Source organism: Bacteroides sp. 224 (assembly GCF_010500995.1).
In the GTDB taxonomy this organism is placed as follows: Bacteria; Bacteroidota; Bacteroidia; order Bacteroidales; family Bacteroidaceae; genus Bacteroides.
Window position 1 is genome coordinate 70,844 of the sequence record NZ_QVMK01000003.1, and the last position, 20,131, is coordinate 90,974.

The window sequence follows — 20,131 nt, forward strand, 5'->3', positions numbered from 1 at the left end:
ATACTCCGTATGGCAAAGATAAAAAAATTATTTTGGAAGGTTAAAAGCAACTGACATTTCTTTCATCTGCTCGTCCGACATTCCATCGGGCTCGAATCCCATAGATTTAGCTGCAATATAGATCAAGGCCGATTTATTTAATACATCTATCTGATCGAAAGCTGCCATTACATCTACATCAACAGAGAAAATACCGTGTTTCTCCCACATCACCACATCATAGTCTTCCAGTTCTTTGATTGTTGCATTACCCAACTCTACCGAACTTGGAAGTTTGTAAGGGATAATACCCAATCCACGAGGACAGAATGCCTTCGTTTCAGGAATCATGCTCCACAATACCTTTGTGGCTACGTCTTTTTCCAGGAACTTCGGGCTGTGGGTCATCGCTATCAATTCAATAGGATGAGTGTGCACAGATGCCTTATAAGGTGAACCGATACTGATAAGGTAGTTATGTACACCCAGGTGAGAAGGAAGTTCGGAAGTTGGAGCTACCGGATTGTCTGCAATAATTACATAACTGGCACAATCGTCCAGAATACGAATAACCGAACCGTTTTCCATAGGCCAACGAGCCAGGTCGCGCATACGTTTATTGGTACCTTTACAGAAGAAGTAACAACCTTTCAGGTGTGGCATCACCGCGCCTATTTGTTTCACTTCGCTGATGGGTGCTAATGCGCGAATTTCGTCATCAACATACTCGGTTATATTAACAGTAATGTTTCCACCGTTACGTTCGGCCCATCCTTTTTGCCAAAGGTATCCGGCTACTTCGGCCACCTGATTTACTTCATGAGCCAGTCCCGGACGGTTCTCTAAAATTGATTTCATTGATCTATATTTTTTAAATACATAGCAAATTCGCACAAATATAAACTATTTATGACTAATGAAAAAATTAGTTTATACAATACCTTGTTTTATTTTTGAACCACAGAGTTATGCAGATTAACGCAGAGTTTTTAGTTTTCCTGCGGCATCGCAACTTTAAACTCTGCGTTAATCTGCGCAACTCTGCGGTTCAAATATCTTTTCTTTTAGAAGTCCTTCCCATATCTCTCCTCAGTAATTTGCTTCAGCGATTTACCTTGAGTCTTAGGTGCCCAGATGGTTCCTACCAATAAGGCAACAACTAACCAGCCAATCATAATATAGCCCGATGCCTCGAAGCCACTATGTTCATAGATGCCGGTAAACACTAAGCTCCAGATGGCTGCTGCACCTCTTACGATGAAGAACATCACCCCTTGAGCCGCTGCGCGATACTTGGCAGGGAAGAGCTCCGATGCCCAAAGCGCATAAAATGCTTGCACCCCAACCCCGGCATGAACACCCCATAGGATGGTGAATGTCCAAAGAGCCGACAGGTTATTGATTCCTACAAATACAAGGATTCCCCAAGCAACTATACCAATAGAACTTCCGATAAAGTATAGCCAGCGTTGGTTCACTTTATCAACCAGCATGGCAAAGCCGAAGTAGGTAACTACTACGATAATCAACCACTGAATAGCGGGCAACATATTGGCTTGCGCGTTGGTCAGTCCACCTGCTGTTTCAAAGATGTGTGGTTGAAACATACCCATAACTCCTGCAACGAAATTCCAGGTAACATAAATGGTTACTAAAAAGATTAGGGTACGAACATTCACTTTATTAGTAAAGAGAGCACCGAAAGAAGAGAATACGCTGGGTTGTTTCACAGCCGACTTTCTTGCTTCTTCCCAATCTTCCGATTCGTTGAGCTTGCGTTGAAGGTTCCAGGCAATGAAGGCAACAATGAACAGTGTACCGAAGATTAAGCGGTTACCAAATACAGCAAGCGCAGCCGGATCGCTTTCTCCGTGGAAGAAGATAGCGAGTTGACGTACCGAATCGCCCAATAATCCTTCCGGAGCAACGAGCATTCCCAGTATCAGGATGATAGCGGGTCCTACTCCCCAAGCAAATTGAGAGATACCGATGTTCCTACCGCGGTTGTTGATTTCAGAGTTTTCGGAGATGTATGTCCACGAAGCAGGTACACCCGCCCCTACCGAGATACCTGTAATCAGGAATCCGAGCAACAGCATCGCGAAACTGGTAGAGAGCATAATAACAAGTACCCCCACCATATAAACAAGCATATTGTAAGTGTAGATTGTTTTTCGTCCGTATTTATCGGCCAAAAATCCTCCGATGATAGCACCAAGGGCAGCTCCGAAACAGTTGGCACTAATTGCATTCAGCCAACCAAGATTGGTTTCTGTAAGCCCAAGATAATTCTGCCAGAGAGTTAATCCACTTGCTCCGGCTACGATAGATCCTGCATCCAGATAATTAGTCAGCGAAACGGCAATTGTACTTTTTAAACTTCCTTTTTTAGCTTCCATCGTCTTAGTTTCTTTTACTTGTTACTTCTTTCTCGTACTTCTGAATCTCGGCGATAAACGCTTCACCTACAGGAACGTTGTTCTTCAAGCAGAACATATCCCATACGGCATTCCAAGGAAGTGATTTTGATTCTTCCAACAATGCAAGACGTTCAAAACCTTGTCCGTTAGCTTCGTATTCGCGCAATTTTGCCAGCGGCTCAAGCAATGCCTGCATTAAACATTTCTGTGTGGCACGGCTACCAATAACATACGCTCCAATACGGTTGATGCTTGCGTCGAAGAAGTCAAGACCAACGTGTACCTTACTTAATGCATCGCAACGAACAATTTCTTTGCAGAGATCCAATGTATCGTCGTTAAGGGTAGTTACGTGGTCACTGTCCCAACGTACCGGGCGGCTCACATGCAACATGATTTCCGGGGTAAAGAGTAATAAAGAAGACACTTTATCTGCTACGCTTTCCGTGGGATGGAAATGTCCCATATCCAACGTTACAATTTTATTGCGACTCGCACCATAGCCAATATAAAAATCGTTAGAACCTACTGTGTAGCTTTCCAAACCAATACCGAATACTTTAGATTCTACACAGTCTTTCATGTTCTTATATTCGATTGCGAAGATTTGATCTAACGAGTCTTTCAACAGCGCACGGTACTTCATGCGATTTACAGTAGTATCCTTGCTACCGTCATGTACCCATAAGTTCATGATACAAGGGTCGCCCTGACGTTTACCCATTTCTTCGGCAATGGCACGACAGCGTTTGGTATGTTCAATCCAGAAGTTGCGGATACTGTCATCCGGGTTAGACAAAGATAAATCTCCTGATTTAGCATGAGAGAAAGAAGTAGAATTGAAGTCCAGTTTCATATTGTGTTCTTTCGACCATTGCATCCAGCTTTCAAAGTGTTCGGGGCCTACCTGATCGCGATCTACAAACTTACCACCAAAGTCTCCATAAATTTCGTGTAGATTCAAACGGTGAGTACCGGGGATGTATGAAGCAGCCTTCAATACGTCTTGTCTTAATTCGTCGATATTGCGAGCTTTACCCGGATAATTACCTGTAGCTTGGATACCACCGCTCAGTGAGCCGTTAGATTCAAATCCGGCTACATCATCTGCCTGCCAGCAATGAAGCGAGATTGAAATCTTTTGCAACTCTTCCATTGCCTTATTTACATCCACTCCTACTGCTGCATAGCGTTCTGCAGCTATATCATACGCTTGTTTTACTAAACTTTCTTTCATAATAATAGTTTGATTGATTATAGTTATTGAGATATTTTGCTGTATTTTTCTAAAACATTGAGATACTTGCTGTATGCTTTATCCCACCTCTCTTTATCTTGAGGTTGGAAAGTAGAAAGTGAGACAGAACCGTTCACAATGCGACGCATATCTTCCACATTAGAAGCATCGCCCGCGGCTATGGCCTGCATCATCACATTGCCGATAGCAGTAGCCTCCGAAGGACCTGCCACCACATCTACTCCCGTAGAATTAGCCGTAAACTGATTCAACAGATCGTTTTTACTACCACCTCCGATAACGTGTAATGTTTTTATAGGATGCGAACTTAATTTGTTCAGATTCTCCAACACTTCTCTATAACGAAGCGCAAGACTCTCGAAGATACATCTTACCACCTCTCCGCACGTTTCCGGCACAGGCTGATTGGTTTCTTTGCAATATTGCTGAATAGCCTCCTTCATATTGGCAGGATTGGCAAACAAAGCCTCATCCGGGTTTATGATGCTACGGAAAGGTTCTGCTTGCTGGGCCTCTGCAATAAGTTCGGGATAAGACAGCTCTGCCCAATCGCCCCGGCAACGCTCTAAAAGCCACATTCCACAGATATTCTTTAAAAGACGTATAGTACCTGCTACGCCACCTTCATTGGTAAAATTAAGCTTTTCTGTTTCGGGGGTAATAACGGGGGCTTCTGTTTCAACACCCATTAATGACCATGTTCCACTACTCAGATAAGCAAATTCTTTATTCAATGCAGGAACGGCAGCAACCGCCGAACCTGTGTCATGACCGGCAACCGCAATCACCGGGATGGCTCCCAGCCCTGTTATTTTCTGAACTTCTTCTGTTAATACACCCACAAGTTCGCCCGGATAAACAAAACGCCCGAAATTATCTTCGGTTAAATCTAACGCTTTTAATAATTCGGGAGCAAGGCGGCGGGTCTTCGCATTTACAATTTGTGCTGTACTGGCAATGGTGTATTCGGTAACCATTTTGCCGGTAAGCATATAAGATAGTGCATCGGGCATAAAAAGAATCTTATCTGCGGCATTCAATGCACTGTCATTGTTACGGCGAAGGGTATCTAACTGAAACAATGAATTAAAGTTCATTACCTGAATACCCGTCAAGTCATATACTTGCTTGGCCGGTACTCTTTCGAAGAATTTTTCCGGGGCACCTACCGTATGAGGATCGCGGTAGGCATAAGGCTGACGCAGAAAATGGCCGTCTTTACCCACAAAAACAAAATCGACCCCCCAGGTATCAATACCGATGGAAGTGATGTTTACGCCGCGTTGGGCTACGATGCGAAGTCCGTCTATAATATTCTGATACAGGGCGTAAATATCCCAAAAGAAATGACCACCGGTTTCAATTAGTTGATTGGGAAATCTGTTTACTTCTTCTAATTCTAAACCACCGGTAGTAAACGAGCCTAAGATAGTGCGCCCACTGGTAGCGCCTAAATCTACGGCAAAGAAATTATGCTTCATGCTTTCATGCTATTAGGTTCATTGAGAATAGAACAAAAGTATTTGTAATCACCTATAAGCAAGCTATCAATTTTGGCAGAAAGGGTGTAGAATTTGATTGATTTATGCAAAATCCGATATCTTTATGTATATTTGCAACAGCTTTTTGTTCATAGTAAATACAGAGAGAATGCACTTTAGGCAAAAACATCTGGCAACATCAATCATTTATCAGACAAATTAATTTATGGAAAAAACCCTATTCCCTTCTACTAATCCTATAGGAGCAGTTTTTAATGATTTCATTAACGAAGTTCCATTAGTGGAAACTTATCTTTCAAAAGGAAAACTTATTCAGGAAGATGAGCTAACTGTAACCATCGCTCTCGGGGTTGATACGATACAAATTACAGACGAATGCGTTTCTGTTAATTATTCAACTCCTTCTAAACCAATTTACATGGAAATGCTTATATTCATCAAAGAACATCTGACTTTTGTTGAGTCGTTCATGGGCAGCGATGTTTATGCGCACAAGTCAGGAATCGAAGTTTATATTAGTCAGGAGAACAACACTTATGATCTCCTTTGCACTTGGGCATTAGAAGATTAGAGGAGATGCATCAAAAGTGCCATTATTAACCACAGATTAACTGATTACACAGATTTTTAATTTTCAGATTACTAATAATCAACATATTCTGTGAACTCTGTTAATCTGTGGTTAAGTGGCATAACACTATTTTTTTGGCATACTCTTTTCGCGAACCACATCAATCTTCACCGGTCCAAGCAGACCGCTTTCCACCGGTAGCCAATTCTCATAGCCGCCTTTTAAGTAATTAAGGCGAACGATATTGATATCTTTAAATTTACGCCAGGGCACTTGCTTCCGATCCATTTCAGCAATGCGGTTGGCAGGCAGGTTGGTTACTTCCACTTCGATGATGTTCTTGCCGGGTTTTAAGTGGCGAGCTATCGGATAGCGGAAAGGTACTGCCCAAAGCGTAGCTATCTCTTCGCCATTGATGTAGAGACGTGCACTCTCGCGTACATCACCCAAATCCAGCATCCATTCTACATCTTGCGAGATTTCTTTCTCTAACTGTATAACAGTAGAGTAGATTCCGGAGCCCATTAATGTTTTAGATCCGGGAAGATCAAACTCCGTCCAGGAAGTTAGTTTATTCAGGTTGATGGCGGTTGATGGTTGTGTTTCCGGCTGTGTATCGGTAAAAAGGAATTGCCAGTCTGAAAGTTCACGAGTTTCGGAAGGATTACCCCAATACTTCCAATCTGCCACCGATACATCTGCCGAAGCAAATGCCTTAACAATCACAGACTCGCCGGAAGCTAACTGCAAATATACTTCTGTTTTATCTCCACGACGGCGGGTTTGTGCTTTCCCCTTTTCGCCTGTCATCGGATTATAAAGCACTACAGACTTAGCAGGCACAGAAAGCGGCACCCATTGATCTGTATCTTCGGCTTTCAAAGCACTTATAAAGTAATGATGTCCATCCGGGTTGGAACGGCGAATGCAACTCAATCCTAAATCGGCTTTCATTGTTTCGGGCCGAACGCCTGTTTGAGCCAGGGTTTGCGCATAGTCTGTTCCGAAGATGATTCTACCTTTACGGCTATCTTCTGCCTTTAGGTTATCGTTCATTATCTTTTTGAATTGGGAGCGACGATTATCCAAATCGCCATAACCCGGCACATCTTCCGGATATTGTTCAAGGAACACGATGGTGGCACCTTCATCTGCCAAGGCAAACAGTTTAGCCAACACATCATTGGGCATCAAACGAACGCCCGGCAATACCAGTGCTTTGTACTCAACGCCTCCGGAGGTTACCAATTGCCCATCGCGGCAGCTTAACGAACGAATAAAGTTGTCGGAGATATAATCTACATCGTATCCGGCATTATATATACGGTGAACGGCTTCTATAAATTTAGGTGCGCGACGATCCATCTTATGAATATCGAACAGCAATAACCGTCCGTCTTGTTCTTGCCAGATATCATATAAAGGAAGGTAAAGCAAGAAGTCGTTATCCGGTTTCCCCATTTGCAGGAAGCTTTGGCATCGGGAGATGTAAGAGAAGAAAGCCGGGGCATCTTTCCAAATGGAGTTGGTAGGACTCATATCAATAGAGGCATAGAATTTCCATCCGGGCCACTCTGCGTCTGCAGGAGAATAGGTAGTGCCATGAAAATACGCATGATTGACCCCCGACAGGAACATCAAATCCATATCCGGCTTACACTGCGATAAGGAAGTACGAAAATGATCGGTCAGCCAGGTAAATGTTTCGGAGGAGGTGTACGTTTTACCTGCGATATGCGCACCCGACGAAGCGTATTTCAACATAGAAAGATCCGAGTCGTTTTGCTTAACGATTGAATCTTTTCTTAATCCGCGAATAGCAAAATCAGACAATCCAAATCCTTCGCACTCGGGCACATCTACGGTAGCATACAAATCAATCAGATTGCCCGGAGAGCCATGCGCCTGATTTCGTGTTTTTGTGCCATGACTGTTTGCCCACTCCGTCCATTGTTGAGTGAAGTTTTCGAGTAGCAGTTCGCCCATCGTCTCCCGATAGTCCGACACTAAACGAGCTGTAATGTCTGTTCTTTCTTTTGCCAGAAAATCGGGTAAATGTTCTTCCAGTTTGTATCCTCTTCTTTGGGCAAACTGATCGAAGAAATCTTCCGACCAGTCGGCTCCATAAACTTCGTAAGAGTCATTAAAGAAGTTATGCGGATAGCTTGCTCCCGAACTCTGAAAGGCACGTTCGAATTTACCCAGGTAATTCTTCACCGCTTTTGCCGAAAGATGATTCATAACATAGCCCTCTCCGCCCGGAGCTGCGCGCTTTACCTTTTGAAGAGTTTTCCCGCAGAAAGCAGCAATCAGCTTCCATTCTCCTTTGGGGGCTTTCCATGTTAATAGGGTATCTTGTACTTTATTTGTAATGTCAAGGCACTTTCCTTTCGATGAATAGGCCATTAATCGACTTAGGCGGGCATATTTCTTTTGTTTCTCGTCGGCCACACTGATATTGAGCGAAACTGTTTTTCCGCCGGTTAGCTGATATTCGCTTATCAACAATTTGGTAGCAGCGTCTTCAATACTTACGTCCGGTCCTCCGAATGGCCATCCGGTGCCTGTGTTCATATCAATCTGCAAACCTAAACGGGTGGCTTCGCTTTCTACATGCCGAAGCATTTCCATCCACTTAGGAGATAAGTGAGGAATCTCATTTTGCTCATTCTTTTGCACACCGTAGATGGGGGTAATTTCCAGAGAGCCCATACCGGCTTTGCTGTATTCCTCCAGATTATAAGTAAGGTTCTTTTTGTCCACAGCACTCCCCATCCACCACCAACGGGCTCCGGGTTTGGTTTCTGTCGAAAGTTCAGGCCATTCGGTTTGCTGTGCCATAACCAGCGAGAAAGAAAAAAGAGAAAGGATTAATCCTGTTATTCTGTATTTCATGATACGTAGATTTTTCACAAAAATACAATCAATAAGCAGCATATATCCTTTCTCTTTTGACGTAAATGGTATGTTTTTTGCGTTTTTATTCTTTTTCGCCGTAAGCCAGATCTCCGGCATCGCCCAAGCCGGGCACAATATATGAATGATGATCTATCTCAGGATCGATGGCGGCACACCAAATCGTTGTATTCTCTTCCGGAAACACACTGGCTATATGGTCTATTGCCTGACGACTGGCTATGATAGAAGCAACATGCAACTCTTTGGGATGACCCTTGGTAAGCATGGCCTGATAAGTTAACTCCATAGAGCCTCCGGTTGCCAGCATGGGGTCTGTTATAATCAGCGTTTTATCGTCAATACGCGGAGAGGCGATATATTCAATATGTATATCGAACTTTAAGGTATCCTTATATTTACGGTAGGCCGAAACGAAAGCATTCTCTGCATAATCGAAGTAACTTAAAAAGCCCTGATGGAAAGGTATTCCTGCGCGAAGAATGGTACTAATCACCAACTGATTGTTGGGGGTAGAAACCGGAGAAATGCCCAAAGGAGTTTGAATATCTTTTATAGAATAAGCAAACGTTTTACTCATTTCGTAAGCCATAATTTCGCCGATGCGTTCTATATTACGTCGAAAACGCAGTCGGTCGCCCTGCACATTTACATCTCTGATCTCTGCTACAAACTGATTTAAAATGGAATTGTTATCTCCTAAATTAATTATTTTCATGTCGGAAATATATTACTAATTCATAAACAATATTACAAAGGAACAAATATAATTCTGAATTGCAACATTCACATTGCAGATATTGTTATCGTTTTATAAAAGCGATTTGATTAGGGAAAAATTTCTCTAATATCGCATTTGTTTCTCACATAAAGTATTACTTTTGTAGCCGGTTTAATAGGAAGCTGTTTACAGGTTTTCACTGAAAGCTCTAAAAAGAATACATTTATTATATCAATTCATTTTAATTATTTAAAAAATGGCAAATTTAGATTTAAGCAAGTACGGCATCACCGGAGTGACTGAGATTCTTCACAATCCATCTTTTGACACTTTGTTCGCTGAAGAAACAAAACCGGAACTTCAAGGATTTGAAAAAGGTCAGGTAACAGAATTAGGCGCTGTTAATGTAATGACAGGTGTTTACACAGGTCGCTCACCTAAAGATAAATTCTTTGTAATGGACGAAACCAGCAAAAATACTGTATGGTGGACTTCTGACGAATACAAAAATGACAATAAACCTGTAGACGCAAAATGCTGGGCTGCAGTAAAAGATTTAGCTACTAAACAACTTTCAGGAAAAAGACTTTTCGTAGTAGACGCTTTCTGTGGCGCTAACGAAAACAGCCGTCTGAAACTTCGTTTCATCATGGAAGTAGCATGGCAAGCTCACTTCGTAACAAACATGTTCATCCGTCCTTCTGCTGAGGAATTGGCTAACTTCGGTGAACCTGATTTCGTTATCATGAATGCTTCTAAATCTAAAGTAGAAAACTACAAAGAATTAGGATTAAATTCGGAAACTGCCGTAGTATTCAACCTAACTGAAAAAATACAGGTTATCCTGAACACTTGGTATGGTGGCGAAATGAAAAAAGGTATGTTCTCTTACATGAACTATCTGCTTCCATTGAACGGTATGGCTTCTATGCACTGTTCTGCCAACACTGATATGAAGGGCGAAAACACTGCCGTATTCTTCGGTTTGTCGGGAACCGGTAAAACTACTCTTTCTACCGACCCAAAACGTTTACTTATCGGTGACGATGAGCACGGTTGGGACGACGAAGGTGTATTCAACTTCGAAGGTGGTTGCTACGCAAAAGTTATCAACCTAAGCCAAGAAGCTGAACCGGATATCTTCAAAGCTATCAGACGTGACGCACTTCTTGAAAACGTAACTGTAGATGCTAACGGTAAAATCGACTTCAACGATAAGAGCGTAACCGAAAATACTCGTGTATCTTATCCTATCGATCACATCGAGAAAATTGTAAAACCAGTATCTAAAGGTCCTGCTGCAAAACAAGTTATCTTCTTGTCGGCTGATGCTTTCGGTGTATTGCCTCCGGTATCTATCCTGAATGCAGAACAAACTAAATATTACTTCCTGTCGGGCTTTACTGCTAAATTAGCCGGTACAGAACGTGGTATTACAGAACCTACTCCTACTTTCTCTGCTTGTTTCGGTGCTGCATTCCTTTCATTGCACCCAACTAAATATGCAGAAGAGTTAGTGAAGAAAATGGATAAATCGGGTGCTAAAGCATACTTGGTTAACACTGGTTGGAATGGTACCGGCAAACGTATCTCTATTAAAGATACTCGTGGTATCATCGACGCTATCTTGGATGGCTCTATCGACAATGCTCCTACCAAAACTATTCCTTACTTCGACTTCGTGGTTCCAACAGAACTTCCGGGTGTTGATCCTAACATCCTTGATCCTCGCGACACTTATGCCGAAGCTGCTCAATGGAATGAAAAAGCGGAAGATCTTGCCGGACGTTTCATCAAAAACTTCTCTAAGTTTACAGGAAACGAAGCAGGAAAAGCATTGGTTGCTGCCGGTCCAAAACTGTAATCCACCCTTTTACAGATTATATACAGAAGAGTGCTTCCTTTATGGAGGCGCTCTTTTTTTTTGTGTGCCACCATTTAGCCATACTATCTATTCGCTGCATGGTTGTAGCACATTTAATGATGCTTTTTATGCCAATTTTTGCCACGGCCGCAGCAAAGTTTTGTCACGGCCGTGGCTAAATCTTGTTGCGGCCGCGTCAAAAGTTGGTTACGGCCGTGGCAAAATGCTGTTACGGCTGTGCAAGATCTTGTTAAAGCAATCGGAAATTTGCCACAGGGGAAATTTGCTCAACGAAGATTGGGTAAAATCAGTTAGTTGATATTACCTTATAGCCCAACAACAAGAAGAACACTTAAAAGCAATTTGAAAACAGATGAAGCCATTTCCAATAAAAACAATTAATAAATCAATTGAAAATCAGTTGAATCAAAAGAGAATAATAGAAAAACGATTATCTTTGCAGGAAACATCAAACAAATCTATCCATACAATGGTACAAATTAAAAAGCTAACCTTACCGATGATTGCCTTACTTTCGGTACTCATCTGTTTCAGCTGCCAACCCGGCGGCCACTCTTATGAAAGCGTTCCCAACGATCCGCTACAAGCTCGGATCTACACATTAGAAAATGGTCTGAAGGTGTACATGACCGTTAACAAAGAAACTCCCCGCATTCAAACGTATATCGCTGTGCGCGTAGGAGGAAAAAATGACCCGGCCGAAACAACCGGACTTGCCCACTACTTCGAGCATCTGATGTTTAAAGGAACCGAACAGTTTGGTACCCAGAACTATGAAGCCGAGAAAGTTCTTCTTGATCAAATCGAAGCGCAATTCGAAATCTATCGTAAAACTACGGATGAAGCAGAACGTAAAGCTATTTATCATGTTATAGACAGCCTTTCTTACGAAGCATCCAAATATTCTATTCCTAACGAATACGATAAGCTGATGTCGGCTATTGGTGCCAAAGGAACCAATGCATATACTGCGCAAGACCGCACTGTGTACATAGAAGACATCCCATCCAACCAAGTTGAAAACTGGGCTAAAATACAGGCCGATCGTCTTCAAAACAACGTAATCCGCGGGTTCCACACCGAGTTGGAAACTGTGTACGAAGAGAAAAACATGTCACTTACACAAGACGGACGCAAAGTGGCAGAAACAGTATTGGCTACTCTCTTCCCTAATCATCCTTATGGAAAGCAAACAGTTCTTGGAAGTCAGGAGCATCTTAAAAACCCATCTATCACCAAAATTAAAGAGTACTACCGTACTTGGTATGTGCCCAATAATATGGCTATCTGTTTGTCGGGAGATTTCGATCCGGATGAAATGATTACCACTATCGAAAAGTACTTCGGCGGCATGAAACCGAACCCCAACTTACCCGAACAACCCAAAGTTGAAAAGGTAGAAAGAAATGCCCCTACCGAAAAAGAAGTGTATGGACTGGAAGCCGAAAGCATGACCATAGGATACCCAATGCCAGGCATCGCTCATAAAGATTTCAATGCACTGAACTTATTGAGCCGTGTACTATATAATGGCAAAGTAGGACTTATGGATGTAGATTTGAACCAGCAACAAAAAACTCTTGGTGCATCGGGCTATCTTTGGGGAATGACCGACCACTCCATCTACTTACTCCAGGCACGCCCTAAAAACGGACAAACACTGGACGAAGTAAAAGAGTTATTGCTAAGCGAAATCGAAAAGCTGAAAGCAGGTAACTTCAACGAAGAAGTGCTACAAGCCACCATCAACAATTACAAACTATCGCAAATGCACGAGCTGGAAAGCAACAATGCACGCGCCGACATGTTTGTACACGCTTTTGGTAACAACCTTGATTGGAAAGACGAAGTGAACGCAATCAACGAGCTGGCCAAAATAACCAAAGAAGACATTATTGCTCTTGCCAATAAATACTTCGCCAATAACTATGCTGTTATTTACAAAAAACAAGGCCCCGATGCCAACGTAAAGAAAATAGATAAGCCAAGCATCACTCCTATCATTATGAACCGTGATGCTGTTAGCCCATTCTTAAAAGAAGTACAAAATACAGTGGTTCCTCCTATCGAACCTGTATTCCTTGATTATGATAAAGATTTGAGCCAATTAAAAGCCCAAGCCGATATCCCTGTACTTTACAAAAAGAATACCACGAACGATTTATTCAATCTGACGTATGTATTCGAAATGGGTAACAACAACGACAAAGCATTGAGCACTGCTTACGGATACCTGAGATATTTAGGTACTTCGGACATGACATTGGAAGAAATCAACAGCAAGTTCTATAGCCTGGCCTGCTCGTATGGAGTATCGCCCGGAGCCGAACGTATGAACATTTCTTTGAGTGGTTTGAACGAAAATCTTCCTCAAGCATTGGAATTATTGGAGAAATTACTTGCCGATGCTCAAGTGAACGAGATGGCTTATAACAATTTGGTAGTCGATCAACTGAAATCACGCAGCAATATTAAGTTGGATCAATCTCAAAACTTCAGCAACTTAGTTAATTATGCTACATACGGGCCTAACTCTCCTGCCAAAAACATTCTGTCGGAAAAAGAGCTGAAAGAAATGAATCCACAAGAGTTGGTAGATCGTATCAAAGCTCAAAACAGTTACAAACATCGTATTCTTTACTATGGCCCGAACAGCGAGCAGGAGATACTGGATGTACTGAAAAAGTATCACCGTGTGCCCGAAACATTGAAAGATGTTCCTGCCGGCAAAGAATTCCCTCGTCAGGAAACTCCTTCAACCAAAATCTATATAGCTCCTTACAAGGCTAACCAGATTTACATGTCGCAGTATTCTAATAGAGGAGAGAAATACAATCCGGAGATTGAATCAACCCGTACACTGTACAATGATTATTTCAGCGGAGGCATGAACTCTATCGTATTCCAGGAAATGCGCGAAGCCAGAGCATTGGCTTACTCAGCTTGGGCAGGACTGAATGCTCCGGCAAATCTGAAGTACACATATAACATACGTACGCAAATTGCCACTCAAAACGATAAAATGATTGATGCTATTGGTGCATTTAACGACATCATCAACAATATGCCTCAATCCGAAAACGCATTTTCATTGGCTAAAGATGCAATTATCGGCAGATTACGTACAGAACGTATCACCAAAAACGCTGTTCTCTGGAATTACATCTCTGCACAGGATCTTGGATTGACTACCGACAAACGTATTAAGCTCTTCAATGAGGTGCAGAATATGACTATACAGGATGTAGTAAACTTCCAAGAGAAGTGGGTGAAAGATCGCACATACACTTATTGCATCTTAGGAGATGAAAAAAGCTTGGACATGAAGTCACTGGAGAAACTCGGCCCGATTGAAAGACTGAGTACGGAAGATTTATTCGGATTCTAAAGAAGAATTAATCAACGTCTCCCGAATGAAATAAAGGACCTGCACGAGCCGCGTTAGCTTGTACAGGTCCTTTAAAACTTTTATCTTAGCGTGCTAATTGGAAAACTAAAATGATCATCACAGCATTACAGAAACTTTATACGCAGGTGGCCGGTACACCCGCCGAAAATATCGTTGAGTTACCCTCGTCCGGTTCTAATCGTCGTTATTTCCGGTTATCGGGAGTTATGAACTTAGTAGGCGTAAGCGGTACCTCGCCCGAAGAAAACAAAACCTTCCTCTACATGGCCGCCCACTTCCGGGAAAAAGGCATCCCGGTTCCAAAGGTTTACGCTGCCTCCGAAGACTCCCTCTTTTATCTGCAAGAAGATCTGGGCGACTCTCTCCTCTTTGATAAGATAGAAAAAGGAAGAAAAACCAGCGTATTCAGCGATGAAGAACGTTCCTTACTACGTCAGACGATTTCCATGTTGCCGATGATTCAGTTTCGGGGAGCCGAAGAGTTTGATTTCGACCAATGTTATCCGCAACCGGAGTTCAATGAGCGTTCCATTCTTTGGGACTTGAATTACTTTAAATATTGCTTTCTGAAATCTACCGGAATAGACTTTCAGGAAAACATGTTGGAAGATGATTTCAAGAAGATGTGCGACATCCTGTTGCAAGACCAAACCCAGACGTTTTTGTACCGCGACTTCCAATCGCGCAATGTAATGGTTAAAGACGGGAAACCTTGGTTCATCGACTTTCAGGGAGGACGAAAAGGACCTATCTATTATGATATCGCCTCCTTCTTATGGCAAGCAAAAGCAAACTTCCCGGAAGGACTGCGAAATGAGCTATTGGATGTTTACATGGATTCTCTCTCTCACTACACCACAGTAGATAAGGATGCGTTCTGTAAACAGCTACGCCACTTCGTACTATTCCGCACCCTGCAAGTGTTAGGTGCGTATGGCTTCCGCGGATATTTTGAGAAGAAACCGCATTTCATCCAAAGTATTCCATTCGCCATCAAGAACCTGAAAGATTTATTGCACGAAGAGTATTCCGAGTATCCTTACTTATGCGATATCCTGCATCAGCTTGTAGGTTTAAAGCAGTTTGCCGAAGAAATCAAGAAACCTGTCTTAGAGGTAAAGGTTATGAGTTTTGCTTATAAAAAAGGAATACCCAACGATACTTCGGGCAACGGCGGCGGATTTGTATTCGACTGCCGGGCCATCAATAACCCGGGCAAATACGAAAGATATAACCATTTCACCGGAATGGACGAGCCTGTTATCACTTTCCTCGAAGAAGAGGGAGAGATTACAACTTTCCTCGAATCTGTTTATAAGATAGTTGATGCCTCGGTACAACGCTATTTAGATCGCGGATTCAGCAACCTGATGGTTTGTTTTGGCTGCACAGGCGGTCAACACCGTTCGGTTTACTCGGCGCAACACCTGGCAGAGCATCTTCATCTGAAATTCGGTGTGAAAGTCAACCTCATTCACCGCGAACAGAATGTAGAACGCATATTTGCCCCCTCGTTATGAAGGCTCTGATTTTTGCAGCAGGACTGGGTTCCCGCCTCAGACCCTTGACCGACAACACCCCAAAGGCTTTGATTCCCATTGGCGGAAAGCCGATGCTGGAACATGTTATCCTTAAACTGAAAGCGTCGGGCTTTAACGAGATTGTTATCAACATTCACCACCACGGGCAGCAAATTATCGACTATCTGGAAAGGAACGAGAACTTCGGTTTGGATATTCATATATCTGACGAGCGAGATTGCTTGTTAGATACCGGAGGAGGGATTAAGCATGCCCGGAAGTTTCTCGATGGAAACGAACCTTTTCTTGTGCACAATGCTGATATATTATCAAATGTAGATTTGAAACAACTCTATCAGGCGGCTTGCCACTCATCCGGAACTATCGCTACGCTGTTAGTCAGCGAACGGGAAAGCTCGCGTTGTTTGCTCTTTGATAAAGAAAACCAATTGCAGGGCTGGCAGAATCGTGAAACGGGTGAGGTAAAATCTCCTCATTCTAATTTCCGGGCTTCGCTGTATAAAGGGTATGCTTTCAGTGGTATTCATGTTATTTCGCCGAAGATATTTGAATGGATGGATCAACAATGGGAAGGTAAATTCTCTATTATCAATTTCTATCTGGCAGTTTGTGCAAAGACAAATATTGAGGCTTACCCAATGGATAATCTTCAATTGTTGGATATCGGCAAGCCGGAAGCACTGGCTAAAGCAGAGGAGTGGCTGAAAGAAATAAAGTAATATGCTATATTGAATAGATACGCGGAAAAACGGAATGAGCGGATGAACGCGGAGTTTCATTTTTTCTTTTCCGCGTGTTTCCGCTCATTCCGTTTTTTCCGCGTACCCATCTGTTTACGACCTATAGGCAGCCTCTAATTTTACCCCTCGTACATCTTATCAATTACTTCCTTATAGTTCTCGGCAATTACACTTCTTTTCAGTTTCAGCGTATTCGTTAATTCACCGCGTTCCATGCTAAAAGGTTGTGGCAACAACGTGAAGCGTTTAATCTGTTCGTAATGCATAAATTGCTGCTGCAATGTTTCAATTCTATTACGAAACAGCTCGATAATCTCCGGTTTCTGAAGCAAATCTGCCATATCCGTATAGGCAATGCTTTTTGTTTTGGCATATTCTTCCACAAATCCATAAGTAGGAATAATCAAAGCAGAAACAAACTTGCGCTGATCGGCAATAACGGCAATCTGGTCGATATAGCGATCAATCACCAGTTTGGTTTCCAGTGCTTGGGGGGCAATATACTTTCCGTTGGATGTTTTGAAGAGGTCTTTCAAGCGGTCTGTCAGATAGAGATCTCCGTCTTTAAAGTAGCCGGCGTCTCCGGTGTGGAACCAGCCGTCTTTATCAATAGCCGCAGCGGTGGCCACAGGCTTCTTATAATATCCTTTGGTGATGGTTTTTCCTTTCAGCAAGATTTCATTGTTCTCTCCGATCTTAACTTGCACATCGGGCATTAACTTTCCTACCGAACCAATCTGGAAATGATCTCCCCATGCACACGATACAGTAGCGGTTGATTCTGTCAGTCCATACCCGGCAATCATCTGAATGCCTACCGAACGCACAAACTCATAAATATCGTCGGGAATGGCAGCACCGGCAGCCGGAAAGAATTTTCCATTCTCAATTCCTACAGTTTTCTTTAGTAGTTGGTACACAGTCTTCTCGTAAAACTTATACTTCAACTGTATATGTAAAGGAGGAGTCTTGCCTACTCGCAGATACTCTACATTATGAATGCGCCCTACCTTAATGGCATCCAGCATTAACGCTTTCTTTATTCCTTTGGTTTCGTTAATCTTTTCTTGCACTCCGGCATACACCTTTTCCCAGAAACGAGGCACATTACACATTAGTGTAGGACGTATCTCCTTAATAGTCATCTGTATATCCATTGGTTTCAGGTTGATGCATATTTGCACTCCCTTAAATATACAAAGATGACACCAAGCTTTTTCAAACACATGCGTTAAAGGCAAAAAGTTCATCGACACATCCGTATCGTTCATAGTGGTTAAACGAATATCATGAATGCGAAATGCCTCTATATAGCAACTGTGATGCAGCATCACCCCTTTGGGCTCTCCGGTGGTTCCGGAGGTGTACAGTATGTTGGCTAAATCATCTTCGGTGGCGCGAGAGGTACGTTCTGCCACCACCTCCTTATGAGGCAGCCCTTCGCCCATTGCCAGAAATTCATCAAAATACATAGAGGTAACATCGCGCGGGTCTTTCTTTACCTTCCGGTCAAATATAATCAATCGCTCCAAGGTGTGGCAATAACTAAAGGTGCTGAAAGCCGTATCATATTGCAATTGTTCTCCTACAAAGAGAAACCTGATCTCCGCATCATTTATAATGTATTGCACCTGTGCGCCCGAACAGGTAGCATACAAAGGCACCGATACGGCACGGTTGGCAAAAGCGGCATATTCGGTATAAAAGCACTCGGGCATATTTTGAGAGAAGATACCGATGTTCTCTTCTTCTTTCACTCCCAATGTCACCAAGGCACTGGCAGCTACATTGTTTATCTTCGAGAATTGATTCCAACTAACAGGTATCCACCGGGCTGTATCATAATCGCGATATTTCAATGCTATCTTATCTCCGTATTTTTCGGCTTGTTTATCAACTAAAACCGCGAGATGGTAATATGACATATACTCTATGTTTTGATAATTAATGACGCAAAGGTATCGTTTAATTTGGAATTATTCGGATAGAAAGAGATTAAATTCTAACTATCGTATCAATAGATTAAGGGTTTTAAACAGTCGTTATTAGTTGTTTCATCAACTTATTTATTAGCAATTATATGAAAAAAGAGATATATTTGTAGTATGAAAATAACCGAGCTCTTAACATCCGAAGCCATTGCTTTATTACAAGCATTGATCCGTATTCCTTCTCTGAGTCGCGAGGAGGAAACAGCCGCCAACTTCCTCCAACAATACATAGAGGAGAAGGGAATGGAGACTTACCGTAAGGGTAATAATATATGGTGCATCAGCCCCATGTTCACTCTCGACAAGCCAACGATTCTGTTGAACTCTCATATAGATACCGTAAAACCTGTAAATGGTTGGATAAAGGAGCCATTTACCCCTACCATTATCGACGATAAGCTCTTTGGATTGGGAAGCAACGATGCTGGTGCAAGCCTTGTTTCTCTGCTTCATGTTTTCCTTGAACTTTGTCGGAGCAACCAATCTTACAATTTAATTTTCTTAGCTTCTTGCGAGGAAGAGGTTTCCGGCAAAGCAGGCATCGAAAGCATACTGCCCGGACTGCCTCCCATCTCTTTCGCCATTGTAGGAGAACCTACGGAAATGCAACCAGCCATAGCCGAAAAAGGACTGATGGTACTCGATGTAACTGCCGTGGGACGTGCCGGACATGCCGCCCGCAATGAGGGAGAGAATGCTATTTACAAAGCTCTGAAAGACATCGAATGGTTCCGGGACTTCCGGTTTGAGAAAGTTTCCCCCTTATTAGGGCCCGTAAAGATGAGTGTCACCATGGTCAGTGCAGGTACACAGCACAATGTGATTCCGGATCGATGCACATTTGTAGTAGATATACGCAGCAATGAGCTTTACTCCAACGAAGAGCTTTTTAAGCTTATCAGCGAACAGGTTTCATCGGAAGTAAAGGCACGATCTTTCAGATTAAATTCTTCGCAAATACCGGAAGAGCATCCGTTTATAAAGCGTTGCATACAAGCCGGAAAGGTTCCATTTGGTTCTCCCACGCTGTCGGATCAGGCATTAATGTCATATCCATCTGTTAAGATGGGGCCCGGACATTCGTCTCGCTCACATACTGCGGATGAGTTCATCAAACTTCAGGAGATAGAAGAAGCCATAGAAACCTATTTAGAACTATTGAGCGGTTTCCGGCTATAAGTAGAAATACAAAGACGGG

The 20,131-nt window shown here is 42.7% G+C and carries 13 protein-coding genes; 6 read left to right on the top strand and 7 right to left on the bottom strand.

The annotated features are described in order from the left end of the window. Positions 1–27: 27 nt before the first annotated feature. From rhaD to rhaB, 4 genes are all read right to left on the bottom strand, one after another. Positions 28–837, bottom strand: coding sequence for a rhamnulose-1-phosphate aldolase (gene rhaD / locus D0T60_RS02940; RefSeq protein ID WP_163216656.1), 810 nt, complete (start codon positions 835–837; stop codon positions 28–30). Positions 838–1,043: 206 nt separating this feature from the next. Further along, complete coding sequence (locus D0T60_RS02945) at positions 1,044–2,378, bottom strand: MFS transporter (protein ID WP_163216657.1); 1,335 nt, start codon at positions 2,376–2,378, stop codon at positions 1,044–1,046. Positions 2,379–2,382: 4 nt separating this feature from the next. Continuing rightward, positions 2,383–3,636, bottom strand: coding sequence for an L-rhamnose isomerase (locus D0T60_RS02950; protein WP_163216658.1), 1,254 nt, complete (start codon positions 3,634–3,636; stop codon positions 2,383–2,385). Between the two features lie 23 nt (positions 3,637–3,659). Next, on the bottom strand, positions 3,660–5,138 hold the full coding sequence (gene rhaB, locus D0T60_RS02955; protein WP_163216659.1) for a rhamnulokinase: 1,479 nt from the start codon (positions 5,136–5,138) through the stop codon (positions 3,660–3,662). A 226-nt stretch (positions 5,139–5,364) separates the two neighbouring features. Between rhaB and D0T60_RS02960 the strand changes: the two genes are divergently transcribed. Continuing rightward, positions 5,365–5,730 carry a hypothetical protein gene (locus D0T60_RS02960; RefSeq protein WP_163216660.1) on the top strand — a complete coding sequence of 122 codons (366 nt, stop codon included), beginning with the start codon at positions 5,365–5,367 and terminating at the stop codon, positions 5,728–5,730. A gap of 126 nt (positions 5,731–5,856) precedes the next feature. Here the strand turns inward: D0T60_RS02960 and D0T60_RS02965 are convergent, their stop codons facing one another. Both D0T60_RS02965 and upp read right to left on the bottom strand, forming a co-directional pair. Further along, positions 5,857–8,625 (bottom strand): glycosyl hydrolase, encoded by a 2,769-nt coding sequence (locus D0T60_RS02965; protein ID WP_163216661.1) that lies wholly within the window; start codon positions 8,623–8,625, stop codon positions 5,857–5,859. Between the two features lie 85 nt (positions 8,626–8,710). Next, complete coding sequence (upp, locus tag D0T60_RS02970; protein ID WP_163216662.1) at positions 8,711–9,364, bottom strand: uracil phosphoribosyltransferase; 654 nt, start codon at positions 9,362–9,364, stop codon at positions 8,711–8,713. 259 nt (positions 9,365–9,623) lie between these two features. Here upp and pckA point away from each other — a divergent pair, with 259 nt between their 5' ends. From pckA to D0T60_RS02990, 4 genes are all read left to right on the top strand, one after another. After that, the gene (pckA, locus tag D0T60_RS02975) at positions 9,624–11,231 is read left to right on the top strand and encodes a phosphoenolpyruvate carboxykinase (ATP) (protein ID WP_163216663.1); all 1,608 of its coding nucleotides are present in this window, start codon (positions 9,624–9,626) and stop codon (positions 11,229–11,231) included. Between the two features lie 490 nt (positions 11,232–11,721). Then, complete coding sequence (locus D0T60_RS02980) at positions 11,722–14,640, top strand: M16 family metallopeptidase (RefSeq protein ID WP_163216770.1); 2,919 nt, start codon at positions 11,722–11,724, stop codon at positions 14,638–14,640. A gap of 110 nt (positions 14,641–14,750) precedes the next feature. Further along, on the top strand, positions 14,751–16,181 hold the full coding sequence (locus D0T60_RS02985; RefSeq protein ID WP_163216664.1) for a phosphotransferase: 1,431 nt from the start codon (positions 14,751–14,753) through the stop codon (positions 16,179–16,181). Next, positions 16,178–16,921, top strand: coding sequence for a nucleotidyltransferase family protein (locus D0T60_RS02990; protein ID WP_163216665.1), 744 nt, complete (start codon positions 16,178–16,180; stop codon positions 16,919–16,921). Before D0T60_RS02985 ends, D0T60_RS02990 begins: the two co-directional genes overlap by 4 nt. Before the next feature lie 140 nt (positions 16,922–17,061). Here D0T60_RS02990 and D0T60_RS02995 read toward each other — a convergent pair whose 3' ends face one another. Further along, positions 17,062–18,867, bottom strand: coding sequence for a long-chain fatty acid--CoA ligase (locus D0T60_RS02995; protein ID WP_163216666.1), 1,806 nt, complete (start codon positions 18,865–18,867; stop codon positions 17,062–17,064). A 180-nt stretch (positions 18,868–19,047) separates the two neighbouring features. On the opposite strand from D0T60_RS02995, the gene D0T60_RS03000 reads away from it, so the two are divergent. Further along, positions 19,048–20,112 (top strand): M20 family metallo-hydrolase, encoded by a 1,065-nt coding sequence (locus D0T60_RS03000; protein ID WP_163216667.1) that lies wholly within the window; start codon positions 19,048–19,050, stop codon positions 20,110–20,112. Positions 20,113–20,131 lie beyond the last annotated feature (19 nt).